Here is a 16,964-nt window from a genome sequence, read left to right on the forward strand (position 1 = left end):
TTAACCCCAAGCGAATTGCCTCAATAAAAATTGTAAAGGTAAAGCATGAAATCCTATCAGGCGCTTTCCCTTCTGTATTGCATAATTGCTTTGTTTATTCTTCATTCAATCTGCTTGGCTGAGATTACGCTTTTGGAGGCAAAGAGTAGTCTTCCCGACGGCAGCAAAGTTTCGTTCTCCAACATTGCTGTAACCGCTAGCTTCCCGGGATGTATATATGCCGAAGCTATTGATAGAAGTCAGGGAATTAGAATAAATACGGACAAGATATTCTCCGAGAATGAGCTGATTGATGTATCAGGTACAATTGAGACAGACCCCTTGACGGGAGAGCGGTATATTTTTGCCTACCCAGAATATCCACAGCGCTCAGGGGGTGCGTATGTAGTTAAACCCGTTGGAATGAATGCAAGAGCAGTGACTGGAGGAGATTGCGGTCTTCAGCAAGGTATAGCTGGCGATGCCAATTTAAATAATATCGGCTTGCTGGTAACAATTTGGGGGACGGTCACAGCATATGATTACAATAACCCTGCGCGTTGGTTTAAAATTAGTGACTCACCCGGCACCGAAGTCAAGATTATTGCTTCTGATGGTGTTAATGTTGACAAGGATTGGAAGTTTGTTAGGGTTACAGGAGTCGTCACTGCTGAAAAGGAAGACGGCATGATGATTCGTGCCGTTAAGGTTCGTAGGCAAAGCGACATTGTGTGCCATGAGACACGCTCGGCTGCTAGACTTGCGCTCATGACGTTGGACGAAAAAATTGGCCAACTATTTCAAATTCGAATAGATGGCCCAACGTTAGACGAGTCGGAACGCCAGATAATTCAGAGTAAGCACATTGGCGGGGTAGTTTATTTTCAATATAATGGCAACCTAAATGACCCAGTTCAGGCTGCTACGCTCAGCAATGACTTGCAAGAATGTGCCATTGGACCAGATGGTCGAGGCATCCCTCTGCTTCTTTCACTTGACCAAGAAGGCGGCAGGGTTACAAGAATAACCGGCGGCGCTGAATTTCCGGGCAACATGGCTCTTGGGGCATCTCGTTCTGCCCAAATGTCGTTTTTGACTGGCAGTGTCTTCGGAGCAGAGATAAAAGCCATTGGGGCGAATATGGATCTAGCGCCAGTTTTGGATGTGAACAATAACCCGCTGAATCCTGTAATTGGGGTTCGCTCATTTGGCGAACAGGCGCAATTGGTTTCGGACCTCGGAATAGCTTATATGGAAGGATTACATAGCCAGGGAGTGCTTGCGACAGGAAAGCATTTTCCAGGGCATGGCGACACCGCCGTTGATTCGCATACCGGCCTGCCGATTGTAACTTATGATTTCGAGACTCTGGACACCATACATGGAAAACCTTTTAGAGATTTGGTAAACAGGGGCCTTGATGCCATAATGACTGCACATATAGTTGTTACTTGCTTAGACCCTAATCATCCTGCTACCTTGTCGCCTCAAGTGATTGAAGGTTACCTCCGCACTAACATTGGGTTTGATGGTGTGGTTATGACTGACTCAATGGGTATGGCAGGAATTACCTCTAATTATACGGTCGAGCAAGCAGCGGTAATGGCAGTTCAAGCAGGCGTGGATATGCTGTCTCTTCCACCAGATCTAGATGCGGCTTTCAACGCCATCAAATCAGCAGTGCTAAATGGACAGATTTCATTATCTCGGATTGACCAAGCGGTTACCAGGATTCTTCGTTTGAAGTATCGGTCCGGCGTTTTCGACAATCCTTATGTTGACGCAAGCATGGCTGATGATATTGTGGGCAATCCCGACCACAGAAATGCTGAATTAATTGCGGCAAGAGCGGGAGTCACTTTAGTTCAGAATTTAGATGGCTATCTCCCTTTGAATCTTTCACCCTCCCAGAAAATACTTCTTGTAACTGTGCAGTCGTCAGAGACAACGACCGATGCCGCCACTCGATTCGCTGCGATAATGAGTCAAAAACATTCAAATATCCAATCAATTCCGATATCAGCGAATCCAACTTCATCGGAGCGGAACAATGTTAAGAATGCTGCAGTGTCCGCAAATGTGGTAATAGTCGGTACCTCAAGGGCTCAGCTTTCTTCCAATTCAGGCCAGGCGACGCTGGTAAACCAACTTGTATCAATGGGAAAACCAGTTGTCGTGGTGGGGCTTCGAGAACCTTATGAGTTGGCAAGTTTCCCCGGTGTGAAAGCTTATGTTGCAGCATATAACTACAGAAATTGCGGTTTCCAGGCGGCTGCTGATGTGATCTTCGGCGATGTCAATCCAAGTGGTGTGCTTCCTGTTACCATTCCAGGTTTATATCCTTTTGGCCATGGATTAAGCTACTAGGTCGCAAGAAATAGTAAATCAACAATCCTTGACGATTTTAACTAGTCTATGGTAAATAAAAACTAAGGATGCGAAAGGAATTTGAAAAGTATGTAATATGGGCTTGGCGATGGACGCATGCAGCTTGTCCATTTGCCAAGCTGGACTGAAGAAATGCAGTCTAAGTTTACGGCCGTGGGCAAGCTGCTTGGGCTCGCTCACGGCTGTTTTGCAATGTAAAAAAGGGCCGGAAGCGAGATAAGAAGCTTTCCGGCCTTTTTGAGTGTGGCGAAATAACTTGCGGAGTCTCGAATTCTGGAGGTTTTTATGAAAGGAAGAATACTTACAGGCGACCGACCCACAGGACCATTACACCTTGGACATTACGTGGGTTCGCTAGCCAATCGAGTCAAGCTTCAAGATGAGTATGAAACATTTATTATTATCGCTGATGTGCAAGCGCTGACCACGAACTTTGAGCATCCAGAGAAACTTCCGGCCGATGTGCGCCAAGTTACTCAGGATTACCTGGCGGCTGGCATTGATCCAGAGAAAACAACAATTTTTGTTCAGTCACTGGTGCCGGAGATTGCAGAGCTTACTATATTCTACTCAATGTTTGTTACTGTAAATGTTCTTCGACATAATCCAACTATCAAGACAGAAGCAAAGCAATACGGCTATAAGGATATGACCTATGGCTTCTTAGGCTATCCGGTGAGTCAGGCGGCGGATATCACATTCTGCAAGGCAAATCTTGTTCCAGTGGGCGCAGACCAAGTTCCTCATATCGAATTTGCACGCAAAATAGTTCGTAGGTTTAATGAGCTTTACAAACCAGTGCTTGTCGAGCCTGAGGCGCTTGTAGGTGAGGTTGGACGGCTTGTTGGGCTTGATGGCAATGCGAAGATGAGTAAGAGCTTGGGGAATTGTATTTATCTTTCGGATAGCCCAGAGGAAGTAGAGAAAAAGGTCAACATGGCGGTCACAGACCCTGCTAGAATGCGCAGAAGCGACCCTGGACATCCAAACGTATGCACAGTATTTGCATATCACAAAGTCTTCAACCCTGGATTTATAAAGGAGCTCAAGAAAGAGTGCGAAACAGCAGGGATTGGTTGTGTGGAGTGCAAAAAGCGCCTTGCAAAAGCAATAAATGCACTTCTCGACCCAATGCGCGAGCGCCGAGCAAAGTATGAAGCAAATCCAAAGCTAATTGACGATATCCTAATTACTGGAACCAAGCGTGCCCGTGAGGAAGGTGCCAAAACTATGGCTGAAGTTCGTGAAGCAATGTGCTTGGATTACTTTGAGATTAAGTAATGCTTTTGTAGCTGTCTATGAAGTACCAGAAATTCAGGGCTTTCTAGTCCAAAGTTTTCAAACTGGGTTTTTGGTTCAATTTCTTGTGAAATAATAAAATTGCAAAAACATTTTCAGTTGCGGTGAGGAAGGCATTCCAATGGTTGGTCCTACTCTTGTCGGGAAGAAAGCCAAACTTCGGCCACTCCGCGATGATGATTTGGAAAGGCGCGTCAAGTGGCTAAACGACCCCGAAACATATAAATTGCTAATGGGGTGCGAACCTAGCCGACAGTTATATCTTGCAGATGCCCAGCGGTGGCGCAGCATCCTTGAATCAGACCCTTCTGCGCTTGTGTTTGCCATTGATACTATTTATGGCAGGCATATTGGTGATGTAGATCTCCACAATATTGACAAATCAAAGAAGTCTGCAAAGCTTACAATCCTCATCGGCGACAAGTCGTATTGGAATCGTGGTTATGGCAGCGATGTTATAAAGACGCTTTTAAATTATGCATTTTCCGAGCTTGGTCTTGAAAGTGTGGCACTTCGGGTATTTGCGTTTAATAAGCGTGCCATGCGATGTTATGAGAAATGCGGATTTCGACAGGTTGAAAGTAAGCCCATTGATTCGAATACCGAAGAGATAAGCATGGTAGCTACTAAGGAAAGCTTTGCTTCGGCAATGTTGCAAAATCAGCAACTTAAAGCTGCATAACTTTTAGACTCACAAAGTTCCCCAATACTATCTAGGTTTTTGGTATAATGATTGCAATCTTTTTAGTATGAGTACCCGCGGGATGCAGAGCCTTTTTGAGCTTGACAGGCTAAGAATCTCCTATAATTCAGTTCCGGTTCTAGATGACATTTCCTTTAAAGTAAACAAAGGGGAATTCCTGGGAATCATAGGGCCAAACGGCTCTGGAAAGTCTACTCTTCTTCGAGCGATGACCGGGATTCTTCCGCCGGCCGCTGGGTCAGTTAAGTTCGAAGGCAAAGAGGTATCACAGATTCCAAGCCGTTCTTTAGCTTTGCGTATTGCTGTTGTTCCCCAAGAAATTTTGGTAACCTTTGACTTTACAGTGCTTGAAATTGTTCTTATGGGCCGTGCCCCGTATCTCGGAAGGCTTGAATTCGAAGACCGCGACGATCTTGAAATTGCAAGAGAGGCGCTAAAACGCACGAATCTACTCCGTCTAGCCAATCGCAGAATAGAAGAGTTAAGCGGCGGCGAACGACAAAGAGTTATGATAGCCCGAGCGCTTGCTCAAAACACCGATATTCTATTTCTTGACGAACCAACCGCTCATCTCGATATTAACTACCAAGTTGAGATACTTCATCTGCTCAAACGTGAGAATGTCGAGTATGGAAAGACAATTATTGTTGTTTTGCATGATCTCAACTTAGCTGCGGAGTTTTGCAATCGGTTGCTGATGTTGAGTGCTGGAAAGCTGTATGTTGACGGCACGCCCGAGGAGGTTATTACGGCATCGAACGTTCAGAAGGTATATGGGACCCCTGTTTGGGTGCGCAGGCATCCAACGTCAGGGCGTCCATATGTGCTTTCGATTAGCAGCAGAGGGATCGCATCTAAACTTGCTGCCGAAGCAGTTGGATTACAAGGGTACAAAGTTCATGTAATTTGCGGTGGTGGTAGCGGCGCCACGATATTCGCTAATCTTCTTGAGATGGGTTGTGAGGTTACAGCTGGGGTTGTCAACATTGGCGATACCGATCAAGAGGCAGCAGAAACGTTGGGAATCGAATATGTCGAGGAGTCGCCTTTCTCACCGATTTCGGAGAAAGCGAAAAGTGCGAATATTGACTTCATTTTGCGTTCCGACGCAGTGGTTGTTGCGGAAGCTCCATTTGGCACTGGAAATTTGGCAAACTTACAGTGTGCATTGCAAGCTCTTGAGGCTGGGAAACCTGTTGCGGTGATTGGGCGATTAGAAGGCTTTTCTGAACGTGATTTCTCTAATGGCAGAGCGGCGGAGATGTTTGGAAAACTTATCGAGAACGGAGCTTCGGTTCTAAATTCAGCTGATGAGCTTGCCGCTTGGATTGCTAAAACAAGGAACTGTGTAGTATAATATGCTGTCGCATCCGGTGTAACTTGGATGGATGGGGCTCAAGCTAGCAAGGAAAATGGCACGAACGGTGGTTTTGCTGTGTGTTCGTGCCATTAGTGTTAAGCTTTTCGCCTTTGGATTCATGCGCTTCGCGTTTGCGGCCAAAGCATATTGCAAATCGGTTAGACGGCTCTCTGCACTTTGCCAGCTTTTAGGCATTTTGTGCAAACTCGGATGGTCTTCGGCGCACCGTTGACCATAACTTTTGCAGATTGCAGATTTGGGAGCCATCTGCGCTTTGTCTTCGGAGCGCGAAGAGCCCACGATCCAGAGTGTTTATGGCGGATATTTTGTCCGAACTGCGGACCTTTTCCGCAGATTTCGCAAACTTTCGACATGGGTGTGAAACCTCCTAGTACTTTGCCGGAAAACACTCTGACATAATAACACAACCAAGTAAGGTTTGGCAAGACCCATTGTATCATGCGTGACGCGCCAATTTTAAGCATTATTCGAAGGATTAAGCCGCTTTCTCCGGGCGACACAATCGGCCGGGCAGCCGAACTTTTGCGCACCTCAGGGCTTTCTATGTTGCCGGTTGTTAGCAATGGTCTAATAGTGGGAGTGTTGTCGATTTCTAAGCTGTTAGAGGTCCTTAGCGAGGGTAATGCAAAGGAAACTGCTGAGCATCCGGTCTCAAGAATAATGTCTCAGAAGGTCATATGCGCGAACAGATACATGAGCATTGGTCAAGCTTCTGAGGTGATGAGGGAACACGGCGTGGACGCACTTCCCATTTTGGATGAGCATGGCATATATCTTGGTGTAATCACCGCATCAGATGTGGCAAGTGCGCTTTCGCTTTCAATCCGACCACCAACGGTGGCGGGAATGGCTACACCTTTGGGCGTGTATCTAACGACTGGCCATGTTAGAGCTGGAGCGGGGGACATTGGACTCTTCTTGTCAGGAGTCTCGCTTATGCTTCTAAATTATTTAGCCATTGGGATAGTATCCGTTTTAGCATGGCTATTGGAAAAAACCTCAGGGTTGCCGTTTTGGTCAGTACTTGTCTCACCAGTACCTCAGACGACGCCTTTAATGGCAATGCTAAAAAGCATAGTAATAGGGTCTTTTGCGCCCGTGTTTCTAATATTACTAAGGCTGGCTCCGCTGTCTGGTTATCACGCTGCCGAGCATCAGGTTGTTCATGCCATCGAAAATGGGGAAGCTTTGACCCCTGAACATGTGCAGGCACAGCCGAGGGTGCATCCTAGGTGTGGAACGAACATAGTAGCTGCGGCCACCTTGTTCTTGATACTTGGGAAGCTATTTTCCATAGAGGTAGCAACTATTATTGCAGTTTTAATATTGGTGACATCGTGGAAGGTGATAGGTAGTTATTTTCAATATTACGTGACCACAAAACCGCCAACCGAAAAGCAACTAGCAAGCGGGATTCGAGCAGGGAAAGAATTGTTGGAACGATATCGCAGCAATCCGGGCTATTATGTGACGGGATGGAGAAGGATTTGGAATACTGGTATGCCCCAGGTAATGCTCGGCGTTGCAGCGGTAACAACATTAGACCCATTGCTGCACGAGATTCTCCCAGGGGTATTTTAATTTGAACGGAGGATTCCTGATGGTTAAAAAAGGCAAAATAACGAAGGATATGACAATAGCTGAGGTGCTTGAGATATGTCCGCGGGCAGTGGAAATATTAAATGCGCATGGCATGGGCTGTTTTGCGTGTATGGCAGCCGAAGCTGAAACTATCGAGCAAGGTGCGCTTATGCACAATATGGATGTGCAGGAAATTCTCGACAAACTGAATGCATGCTTGTGTGAATAATGACTATAATGTCACAAAATACTTAGATTATCGAAGTGGAATGGAGCAATGGTAAAGAATAAACTTGCGCAAGCTATAGAAAAAGCACTTCAAGAAGCAAAAAAGGCAGGCGAGCTAGCGTTTGAAAAACTCCCTGACATAACTTTAGAACCTCCTAAAAACAAAGCATTCGGTGATTTCACGACAAATATTGCAATGGTTTTGGCGAGCGAGGTAGGCCTTAGCCCACGTGAGGTAGCAGCACGCATTGTTGGGCGTATTGGCGACCTCAATGGTTTGATTGAGAAGGTTGAGGTTGCAGGGGCAGGTTATATCAATTTCTATCTAAGTCCGGTATGGCTTTACGATGTCCTGCGCCGAGTTAGTGCTGAGGGCGATTCATATGGCAGAGCCAACATCGGGCAGGGAGAGAAAGTACAAGTAGAGTATGTGAGTGCAAATCCGAATGGGCCTATCACGGTGGCACATGCAAGGGGCGGGACAATCGGTGATGTAATTGCAAATTTGCTAGAGGCTCTTGGTTACGATGTAACCCGCGAGTCGTATATTAATGATGCGCCAACCAGTACGCAGATGCAAAATTTCGGTAAGTCGGTACATGCTAGATATATGCAAGTGTTAGGGTATGATTGGCCAATGCCGGAAGACGGATATCATGGGGAATATGTTATAGATATTGCCAAAGATATAGTTAAAAAACACGGTGACAAGTTTCTCTCTTTGCCCGAAGATGAAAGAATCAAAGTTCTTACCGACTTGGCTGAGCAGGAAATGCTCAGCATCCAAAAGGCGGATTTAGAGAGATTTGGCATAAAGTTCGATGTCTGGTTCTCTGAGCGTACACTTCATGAGAGTAGCAAAGTCATGAGAGCAGTTGAGAAGCTTCTCGAAAAAGGTTATGCCTACAAAAAAGCTGGTGCAATCTGGTTGAAGTCAACTGCCTTCGGTGACGATAAGGACCGAACGTTAGTCCGAAGTAATGGCCAGCCTACATATATTGCTTCAGATGCAGCTTACCATGCGGATAAATTTGAGCGAGGGTTCCAACACATCATTGACGTGTGGGGTCCAGACCATCACGGCTATGTAACACGAACAAAAGCGGCAATTGCGGCTTTGGGATACGATCCGGATAAAGTTGAGATTATCATCTACCAGGCGGTACGCCTCTTTTCAGGAGGCGAAATGGTTATGATGTCAAAACGGGCGGGTGACGTTGTGCTCCTTTCAGAGCTTCTTGATGACGTTGGGAAAGACGCAAGCAGGTTCTTTTTCCTTATGAGAAGCGCTGATAGCACACTGGATTTCGACCTCAAACTAGCGAAGGAACAATCCGCGGAAAACCCGGTTTACTATGTACAATATGCCCACGCGCGAATTATGAGCATCCTTCGCTTAGCAAAGGAAAACAATATCGAGGTTCCTGCCGCTGATAAAGCTGATTTGTCGCTGCTTACTCATGAATCCGAAGTTGATTTGATGAAGAAGCTAGCCGAATTTCCCGATTTAGTGCTTCAAGCAGGGCAATTGCGCGAACCTCATAGGTTGACTAGGTATGCACAAGATTTAGCTGCAATCTTTCACAGTTTTTACACAGACTGCCGAGTAGTAAGCGATGATAACGCTCTAACAGCTGCGCGACTAGTTCTAGTGGATGCAACCAGGGTTGTTTTAGCAAACGTTTTGGGTTTGATGGGGGTCTCCGCTCCAGAAAGAATGTAGCGGGATTTTCGGTGTTTTGCTTTGGAGCATTGTTAGACGGCTTGCAGACACCTAAGTATCGAACACGCAGAGGAACACTGTTTGAGTGGAAGTCGTATACAAAGAGGATACCAATTTTGGGAGCAACATAATGCATTCCAAAGCATTTTACGGAATTTTAATCTTTCTTTTTCTTGGAATTTCAGCATGGGGAGGCACGTTTACAGACCGTGATGGCGGTAAGCATCAATGGTATGTGAATGACACCCATACATTAGTGTGGGATGGTAACTCTTATATTCCTTTTGGCGTTGAATTTACGCCAAAATACCTCACCGATGCGCAAACTGAAGAAAACCTGGCGGCCGATGAGGCGGAGATTGGTGCGCTCAAGCTTGCTGGTATCTCAGACGTAATCATCAAACCTGAAAAAGCATTGAATTCAATTCCACCTTCAGCATTCCAAAGGATTATAGATCTTCTTGAGACTAATGGAATGCATTATGGAATTGAACTCAACGATTCGCCATATTCTTCGCTTGTGGGTTGGGTGATTGCGCCTACAAAATATCGTGAGGATGGCATACAAGCAAGGGGCGAGGTTATCAAGAGCATCCCTGACACTCAGATGGCGTTTTACGTACTTTGCAATGCCATCACTGGAGAAGTAAACCGTCAAGGTCAGGCAACTGTCGCGGTAGACGAAGTGCGAATTTCCGTAGAAGAGATGCCGGCTGTTACTCAAGTGCTTCTCATCTATCCGCTGAGAAAGATTCGGCAAAGCTCCCCTGAATGGGGATTGCCTGACCTTTGGGCTTCGTATGACAAGCACCGGGACCATTTAGTGGCATATCTTTCGCAGCTGAAATTTGGACCAGGTCTTCGCTTCTTTGTTGATCCATTCACCGAGCGGCTGGCACCTGTTGGCGATACTGAGAGTATGTTTCCAGCATCACCCAGCTTTAGAATCGAGTATTCTTCCTGGCTCTCCCGCAAATATAACAACACGCAGACTCTCAGTACGCAATGGGCATTGACGGATTATGTAATTAAAACCTACACGGAAGCGGCTCGCCTTATTCCTCTTTGGAGGCAGGGCAGGGGTGTAGGTGAGGTATACGATCCTTCTACCAACAAGAGGTACAAGGTTGATCCCACGAGGTCTACTATCTGGCAGGACTTCTTGGAGTTTCGCGAGACCTCGGTTCGAGGGTATATGAACTCGGTGGCTGATGCTTTGAAGAGGCTTGTGGCGGATGTCCCAGTCGTTTTTACCGGAAATGCCCTTCAGCCGATGTTTCAAAACTCAGACCCAGCAGGCTATGATGGCTTGGTGGTGCCCAAGCCATTTGACAATCGCACAACGAATCAGCGTGCGGCCGAGGTGCTTTCTCTTGCAGAAAATTCAATGCGGAATATTTGGATTCTTTCTCGCATAAGCCCAGCCGCGCCTGGAGAAACAGTCTACCAGAAGAAGGAGGAGCTTTTTGCAGAGCTCAATACACTAAGAAGCCTTGGGTCCAAGGGCTTTTTCCTTTCTCAGATACCCGCAGAGGCTAAAATTGGCAGTGCAGATTTGCTATTCTGGCTTGCAGAATACGGGAATCTTAGCATATCGGATAAGCAGTTTGCTAGCTACAGGCCTCGTGTTGCCTTCTACCCAAAGGATTATGGGGGAATCGGCATAAAGCGATTTAACAGCGGAGTATGGTGGATTCCTTCGCTCGCCGCTGGACATAAACTCAATTTGGGCGAGGCATATGGTGGATACGTGCTAGCAGGAGTCAGTGGCATGGGGCTCTATATTTGGTCAACTAAAGGTTCAAGAACTATTACCATAGCTACTCCTCAGCCCATCACATTGACTACCTTAATAGGTGAAAAGACTACGCTAAATCCTTCTAAAGGTAGAGTCGCTATTCTTTTGAGTGAAGAGCCAGTTATCGTGGACGGCATACCACCTGAGCAGTTTCTCCCTCTGGAGGTTGTTGTTGGAGCGTTACAAGAACTTGAAAAACTAATTGAAAAAGCACGTACTAGCGTTCCTGATATTGAGGCGTATGTTCGGCTAGCCGCTCAGGCAAAAAAGCAAATAGAAAAAAACGAGTTTCTTATGAGCTATGATTTTATTATGGGAGCGATTCAAGAACTGGAACACAGGGTGCGTGCAATGGAGACGGCGCCACCCGGTATGACAGGCGGCATGTAAAACCTTGACGGCAAGGAAGGAGCTAGCAATGAAAGCGGTGGTTTTCAACGCTCCAAATGATTTGTATGTTACTGAGCGTCCTCTTCCGGAGATAGGTGACTATGACGCCTTGGTTAAGGTGGGCGCATGTGGTATATGTGGCACAGATATTCATATTCTTCGTGGCGAACATATTGTCAAGTTTCCGGTCGTGCCTGGCCATGAATTTGCCGGCGAAGTTGTAGCTGTTGGAAGTAAGGTTGATAATGTAAAGGCTGGCGACCGCGTGACCATTGACCCAAATATCGTTGACAATACTTGCTTTTTCTGCCGAAGGGGCGAAATCCATCTGTGCAAAAACCTCACCGCCGTTGGCGTGAACTTGGATGGCGGGTTTGCTGAGTATTGCTCTGTTCCTGCAGTTCAATGCTATAAGGTTCCTGCAAGCCTTAGCATAGAAGAAGCGGCAATGGTTGAGCCACTCGCATGTTGCATCCACGGCATCGACCAAGCAAAAATTGAGCCAGGGTATAATGTAGTTATATTGGGTGCTGGGTTTATCGGTTTGCTAATGGTTCAGCTTGCCAAAATAGCCGGTGCGAAGCACATAATTGTGAGTGAGCCTGACGAGAGAAAGCGACACCTAGCGGCAAGGTTTGGTTCCGATGTTCAAGTTGACCCAAGGACGCGTAATGTAGCAGCAGAGGTTGGCGAGGTGACGGGCGTTGGCGCTGACGTAGTTATTGAAGCTGCCGGTATGCCCGAGACAGCTGTACTAGCGATTGATTTGGCACGCCGTGGAGGAACGGTCCTTCAGTTCGGCATGGTGAGTCCCGACCGGCTGGTCGAAATATCGCCATATCAGATTTATTATAAGGAGCTAACAATTCGTGGGTCATTCGTCAATCCGTTTACACATTCACGAGCAGTTGAGCTCCTGGCATCTAAGCAAGTGGATGTTATGCCGCTTATAACTCATCGCTTTGGACAAGAAAAAGCCGCAATGGCAATCCAAACAGCACGCACTGGCGATGCGATAAAAGTATTGATTATTCCCGATTAGTGAAATAATATGCCGAGTATTGGAAAAACACTAAAGAAATCATTCGCAGATTCATACGATTACCTAGGGCTTGTTCTATTTTGCAGCTTTCTATGGTTTGGGATTGTAATCGCAATATTATCAACAGCCAAGCTTCCACTAACCACGCTGGTTCATGTTTTGTTGTTTATTGTGTTATGCATATTATTGCTATCACCAATAACTGCCGGTGTGCTGACGGTGGCACGGAAAATCGCCGCAAGGGACGACCCTTCAATACTTGACCTTTTTCTTGGTTTTAAACACTTCTTAATCCCTGCGTGGAAGCTTGGTACATCAGAAATAGTAATCACGGTATTATTGGTTGGCAATATCTGGTTTTATCTGACTCTAACCATGCCTTTGAAATTGGTTTCTGTTTTCTTTTTTTATCTCTTGTTGGCATGGATAATGAGTATGATTTACCATTATCCCTTGTTAATCGAACAGAATCCGGGTACGCTAAAGATTCTAAAGAGAGGATTTCTGTTAATGCTCGACAATCTGGGCTTTACGACTGTTATATTCCTTGCTATAATCATGCTTACTTGCCTATGCATCGTCACATTGGTAGGGTTACCTCTTTTATATGCTGGTATGGTAGGAATATTCGCAACCCGGGCTGCAAGAGCGCTTTTCATAAAATACGGAATTTTGCCGCCTGAGCCTGAGCCCCAACCAGTTACAGATGATGTTTGGAGACTCCCTGACTAGGGAGAGGCAATTAAAATAACCAGTTTGTGGGTGTTTTAATCCACACCCGGCATAATCATTGTTCAAATTTCAAAGAAAATTGCTCTGAAAGGAACATTGCAATGTCGGAAGTTGTTTGTATTGGAATATTGGTTGCAGATGTCATTGGGAAACCGGTTACCGAGTATCCCGAGCGGGGAAAACTTGTTTTAGTCGACCGAATGGAGCTTCACAGCGGCGGATGTGCATCAAGCACAGCGATAGCACTTTCCAAAATAGGAGTGGAGACCGGAGTAATTGGCAAAGTCGGAGACGACGGTTTTGGTGACTTTTTGATAGGGGTTCTAGAACGCGCGGGCATAGACGCCAGGGGGGTTGTTCGCGACCCCGAGACGGCAACTTCGGCAACGATGGTCATGGTTCACCCAGATGGTGAGCGAAGCTTCATTCATTACCTTGGAGCAAACGCAACATTGACCGAACAAGATGTTAATTTTGACTTGCTAAAGGGTGCAAAGATATTGCATATTGCAGGGTCATTTTTGATGCCGGCGTTCGATGGAGAGCCAACAGCAAGGGTTTTGAGGAAAGCAAAGCAAATGGGGCTTACAACCAGTCTTGACACCGCATGGGATTCGAAGGGCCGATGGATGAGTCTAATCGAACCATGCCTTCCATATGTTGACATAGCAGTTCCAAGTATAGAGGAAGCACGCATGGTAACTGGCAAGCACAATCCGCCTGATGTTGCGGCAGTGCTAATGGATCATGGAGTGAAAATTGTGGCTCTCAAAATGGGTGAGGAAGGTTGCTACATACGCTCAAAGGATGTTGAGCTTTACATACCGCGGTTTGACGTGGTGGCAGTAGATGCATGCGGGGCAGGTGACTGCTTTGCGGCAGGTTTCCTTACCGGCATCTTAAGTGGTTGGGATTTGGAAAAAACAGGTAGGTTTGCGAATGCTGTTGGCGCCACTTGCGTTATGGCATTAGGCGCAACTACGGGAATTAAAAGTCTAGAGGATACACTATATTTCATGGAGCATACTCCGACATGTTAAGTAGTGAGCTGAGGACAAAATATCTTAAATTCTTTGAGGAACGAGGACACCTTATATACCCAAGTGATTCTCTCGTGCCCGATGATCCCACCTTGCTATTTACCAGCGCTGGGATGGTTCAGTTCAAGCCATATTTTATTGGCGCACGCAAGCCTCCGAGGAGTCGTATAACTACCGCTCAGAAATGTCTGCGAACTGGAGACTTGGAAGTAGTAGGAACAACACCATTCCACCATACTTTTTTTGAAATGATGGGCAACTTCTCGTTTGGCGACTATTTCAAAAAAGAGGCAATTGCTTGGGCATGGGAGTTTCTTACGAAAGTTCTTGGTTTCTCCCCAAACGACCTTTGGGTTAGTGTTTATGAGAACGACGACGAGGCATATGAAATCTGGGAGAAAATAGTTGGTGTTCCGAATGAGCGCATTGTTCGTCTAGGGGCTGGAAAGAACTATTGGCCTCCAAATGCACCAACCGAAGGTCCAAATGGCCCATGTGGGCCGTGCTCTGAGATATTCTTTGACTATGGTGCAGACGTTGGCTGCAAGCGACCAAATTGCGACCCTTCTTGCGATTGTGCAAGGTTTAGCGAGGTTTGGAATCTTGTTTTTATGCAATACAATCGCGAAGAAGATGGTACGCTAACGCCGCTGCCCCAAAAAAACATCGATACGGGTCTTGGGCTCGAACGTGTTACAGCAATTCTCCAAGGCACGCCTACAAACTTCGAGACCGATTTGTTTTTCCCAATTATCAAAAGCATTGAAGAGGTAAGTGGGGCGAAGTACCAAGCAAAGGAATCAGATGCTGACATAGCCTTCCGCGTTATTGCCGACCATATCCGGGCGATGGTTTTTGCAATTGCGGATGGTGTTCTTCCGTCGAACGTAGGAAGAGGATATGTTTTGCGGCGAATTATCCGCAGGGCAGTATTAAAAGGCAGATTGCTTGGCCTCCAGGAACCATTCCTAGACCGAATTGCACCTGTTGTGGTTGAGGTTATGAAAGACCCTTACCCAGAGCTGGTGGAACGGGAAGGGCACGTATGCAGGACTATAAGAGCTGATGAGGAAAAATTCCTGCGCACTTTAAACCAAGGGATGCAGAAGTTGGAGGAGGCAATAGAGGCTGTACTCAAGGGCAGTGGTGGTGCAGAGAAAGTGCTTCCAGGAATGGAGGCGTTTGTTCTCTATGATACTTACGGATTCCCTTTGGAGCTTACAGAAGAGATTGCCGCCGAACACGGACTGCGCGTAGATATCCAAGGCTTCAATGAGGCGATGGAGGAACAGCGCAGAAAAGCCAGAGAAGGAAGCGAAATTCCCTCTGAACTATTCGCTGCAAGCCTCATGACACTTGCTGAAATAGAAAAAGAAGAGCCTGAGACGGAGTTTGTTGGCTATGATATGCTAATTTCAGAATCGAAAATAGTTGGCATTCTGAAAAATGGAGAACTTGTTGATTCTGCTTCCCAGAATGATGAAATTGAACTTGTGTTGGACCGAACACCTTTCTACGCCGAGTCTGGAGGACAAGTAGGCGATAAAGGCATTATTACAACAAAAGAAGGCGCAGAAGTCGCTGTAGAGCATACATACCGAGCTGGTTCGCTTATTGTACATTCTGGCAGGGTTACCTCTGGAAAATTGAGCCGTGGGGAGAGAGTAACGGCTGCGGTAGACAGTGTGCGAAGAATGGCGACTATGCGCAACCATACAGCAACTCACTTGCTCCATAAGGCGCTTAGAGTAGTGCTCGGCGAACATGTTGTCCAGTCTGGTTCGTCGGTTGACCCCGAACGACTGAGGTTTGACTTTACGCACCCCTCGCCACTTTCGCCTGAGGAATTAGCGCGGGTAGAAAGTATTGTAAATACCGAGATATATAATAGCCTTCCTGTCGAAATTTACCAGACCACTCTTGAACAGGCGAAGGAGGACGGGGCAATGGCTCTATTTACCGAGAAATATGGCGGCCAGGTAAGAGTGGTAAGGATTGGCGACGTAAGTCTGGAACTTTGTGGCGGAACTCATGTGTCAAACACTAGTCAAGTTGGGATATTTAAAATCGTCAGCGAGAGTAGCGTTGGTGCAGGTCTTCGAAGAATCGAGGCAATGACTGGGCTTGCTGCGCTTGCATACCTAAATGAACGCGAGGCGCTTCTCAATGCCGCGGCGGAAATTCTGAGGACAGCTCCGACAGATGTCCCTGATGCTGTGCGCAGGCTCGTGGAGAATTTGAAAACTGCAGAAAAGCGAATTAGTGATCTCCAGCGTCGAATTGTTTCGGGCGGCGCAGAAGAGCTTGCCTCGAGAGCCGTTGATGTGAACGGTATAAAGCTCATCGCGGCAAGAGTTGAAGGCGATGCTGAGGCACTGAGCACGTTGGCAGATGGCTTGGCAAATAAACTAAAATCTGCTGTTGTTGTGCTAGGTGCCCCGGCAGATGGGAAAGTAATTTTTGTCAGTAAAGTCACCGCCGACCTTGTGAAAAAAGGTTTCAATGCCGGCGATATAATACGTGAGGTGGCAAAGGTTGCAGGCGGAGGTGGTGGAGGACGCCCAGATTTTGCGCAGGCTGGCGGGCGTGATGTCGGCAAACTTGACGAAGCACTTGAGAAAGCTAGGGAGCTTGTGAAAAAGAAAGCAGAGAGTAGCGCCCCATAACTTTTTTGTGCTTG

At 46.6% G+C, this 16,964-nt stretch carries 13 protein-coding genes; 12 read left to right on the forward strand and 1 reads right to left on the reverse strand.

Features of this window, described 5'->3' with window-relative positions:
- Positions 1 to 45: 45 nt before the first annotated feature.
- The 4 genes from QHH26_11375 to QHH26_11390 all read left to right on the forward strand — a co-directional run bounded on the left by QHH26_11375 (position 46) and on the right by QHH26_11390 (position 5,726).
- A complete protein-coding gene (locus tag QHH26_11375) occupies positions 46 to 2,346 on the forward strand; it encodes a glycoside hydrolase family 3 protein (protein MDH7482555.1) in 2,301 nt (766 codons plus the stop codon).
- Between the two features lie 306 nt (positions 2,347 to 2,652).
- Positions 2,653 to 3,648 (forward strand): tryptophan--tRNA ligase, encoded by a 996-nt coding sequence (gene trpS / locus QHH26_11380; GenBank protein MDH7482556.1) that lies wholly within the window; start codon positions 2,653 to 2,655, stop codon positions 3,646 to 3,648.
- Between the two features lie 139 nt (positions 3,649 to 3,787).
- Positions 3,788 to 4,348: a GNAT family protein gene (locus tag QHH26_11385; protein ID MDH7482557.1), complete on the forward strand. Its 561-nt coding sequence runs from the start codon at positions 3,788 to 3,790 to the stop codon at positions 4,346 to 4,348.
- A gap of 82 nt (positions 4,349 to 4,430) precedes the next feature.
- A complete protein-coding gene (locus tag QHH26_11390; GenBank protein ID MDH7482558.1) occupies positions 4,431 to 5,726 on the forward strand; it encodes a heme ABC transporter ATP-binding protein in 1,296 nt (431 codons plus the stop codon).
- 161 nt (positions 5,727 to 5,887) lie between these two features.
- Here QHH26_11390 and rpmB read toward each other — a convergent pair whose 3' ends face one another.
- The gene (gene rpmB, locus QHH26_11395; GenBank protein ID MDH7482559.1) at positions 5,888 to 6,103 is read right to left on the reverse strand and encodes a 50S ribosomal protein L28; all 216 of its coding nucleotides are present in this window, start codon (positions 6,101 to 6,103) and stop codon (positions 5,888 to 5,890) included.
- Positions 6,104 to 6,188: 85 nt separating this feature from the next.
- Between rpmB and QHH26_11400 the strand changes: the two genes are divergently transcribed.
- The 8 genes from QHH26_11400 (at position 6,189) to alaS (ending at position 16,950) form a co-directional block, all read left to right on the forward strand.
- Positions 6,189 to 7,331 carry a DUF1385 domain-containing protein gene (locus QHH26_11400; protein ID MDH7482560.1) on the forward strand — a complete coding sequence of 381 codons (1,143 nt, stop codon included), beginning with the start codon at positions 6,189 to 6,191 and terminating at the stop codon, positions 7,329 to 7,331.
- Positions 7,332 to 7,350: 19 nt separating this feature from the next.
- Positions 7,351 to 7,560 carry a DUF1858 domain-containing protein gene (locus QHH26_11405; protein ID MDH7482561.1) on the forward strand — a complete coding sequence of 70 codons (210 nt, stop codon included), beginning with the start codon at positions 7,351 to 7,353 and terminating at the stop codon, positions 7,558 to 7,560.
- A gap of 48 nt (positions 7,561 to 7,608) precedes the next feature.
- On the forward strand, positions 7,609 to 9,282 hold the full coding sequence (gene argS, locus QHH26_11410) for an arginine--tRNA ligase (GenBank protein MDH7482562.1): 1,674 nt from the start codon (positions 7,609 to 7,611) through the stop codon (positions 9,280 to 9,282).
- 130 nt (positions 9,283 to 9,412) lie between these two features.
- A complete protein-coding gene (locus QHH26_11415; GenBank protein MDH7482563.1) occupies positions 9,413 to 11,470 on the forward strand; it encodes a hypothetical protein in 2,058 nt (685 codons plus the stop codon).
- A gap of 28 nt (positions 11,471 to 11,498) precedes the next feature.
- On the forward strand, positions 11,499 to 12,512 hold the full coding sequence (locus QHH26_11420) for a zinc-dependent alcohol dehydrogenase family protein (protein MDH7482564.1): 1,014 nt from the start codon (positions 11,499 to 11,501) through the stop codon (positions 12,510 to 12,512).
- Between the two features lie 9 nt (positions 12,513 to 12,521).
- Positions 12,522 to 13,244 carry a hypothetical protein gene (locus tag QHH26_11425; GenBank protein MDH7482565.1) on the forward strand — a complete coding sequence of 241 codons (723 nt, stop codon included), beginning with the start codon at positions 12,522 to 12,524 and terminating at the stop codon, positions 13,242 to 13,244.
- Between the two features lie 101 nt (positions 13,245 to 13,345).
- The gene (locus QHH26_11430; GenBank protein ID MDH7482566.1) at positions 13,346 to 14,284 is read left to right on the forward strand and encodes a sugar kinase; all 939 of its coding nucleotides are present in this window, start codon (positions 13,346 to 13,348) and stop codon (positions 14,282 to 14,284) included.
- The gene (gene alaS, locus QHH26_11435; GenBank protein MDH7482567.1) at positions 14,278 to 16,950 is read left to right on the forward strand and encodes an alanine--tRNA ligase; all 2,673 of its coding nucleotides are present in this window, start codon (positions 14,278 to 14,280) and stop codon (positions 16,948 to 16,950) included. Before QHH26_11430 ends, alaS begins: the two co-directional genes overlap by 7 nt.
- The last annotated feature ends 14 nt before the right edge of the window (positions 16,951 to 16,964 follow it).

The organism is Armatimonadota bacterium (assembly GCA_029907255.1).
Classification (GTDB): Bacteria; Armatimonadota; UBA5829; order DTJY01; family DTJY01; genus JAIMAU01.

What these genes read in the sequence shown, in the direction of transcription:
- trpS (MDH7482556.1), top strand. Translation starts at nt 2,653, where the DNA reads ATGAAAGGAAGAATACTTACAGGCGACCGACCCACAGGACCATTACAC.
- QHH26_11375 (MDH7482555.1), top strand. Translation starts at nt 46, where the DNA reads ATGAAATCCTATCAGGCGCTTTCCCTTCTGTATTGCATAATTGCTTTG.
- QHH26_11385 (MDH7482557.1), top strand. Translation starts at nt 3,788, where the DNA reads ATGGTTGGTCCTACTCTTGTCGGGAAGAAAGCCAAACTTCGGCCACTC.
- argS (MDH7482562.1), top strand. Translation starts at nt 7,609, where the DNA reads ATGGTAAAGAATAAACTTGCGCAAGCTATAGAAAAAGCACTTCAAGAA.
- QHH26_11405 (MDH7482561.1), top strand. Translation starts at nt 7,351, where the DNA reads ATGGTTAAAAAAGGCAAAATAACGAAGGATATGACAATAGCTGAGGTG.
- QHH26_11400 (MDH7482560.1), top strand. Translation starts at nt 6,189, where the DNA reads ATGCGTGACGCGCCAATTTTAAGCATTATTCGAAGGATTAAGCCGCTT.
- QHH26_11390 (MDH7482558.1), top strand. Translation starts at nt 4,431, where the DNA reads ATGCAGAGCCTTTTTGAGCTTGACAGGCTAAGAATCTCCTATAATTCA.
- rpmB (MDH7482559.1), bottom strand. Translation starts at nt 6,103, where the DNA reads ATGTCGAAAGTTTGCGAAATCTGCGGAAAAGGTCCGCAGTTCGGACAA.
- QHH26_11425 (MDH7482565.1), top strand. Translation starts at nt 12,522, where the DNA reads ATGCCGAGTATTGGAAAAACACTAAAGAAATCATTCGCAGATTCATAC.
- QHH26_11420 (MDH7482564.1), top strand. Translation starts at nt 11,499, where the DNA reads ATGAAAGCGGTGGTTTTCAACGCTCCAAATGATTTGTATGTTACTGAG.
- alaS (MDH7482567.1), top strand. Translation starts at nt 14,278, where the DNA reads ATGTTAAGTAGTGAGCTGAGGACAAAATATCTTAAATTCTTTGAGGAA.
- QHH26_11415 (MDH7482563.1), top strand. Translation starts at nt 9,413, where the DNA reads ATGCATTCCAAAGCATTTTACGGAATTTTAATCTTTCTTTTTCTTGGA.
- QHH26_11430 (MDH7482566.1), top strand. Translation starts at nt 13,346, where the DNA reads ATGTCGGAAGTTGTTTGTATTGGAATATTGGTTGCAGATGTCATTGGG.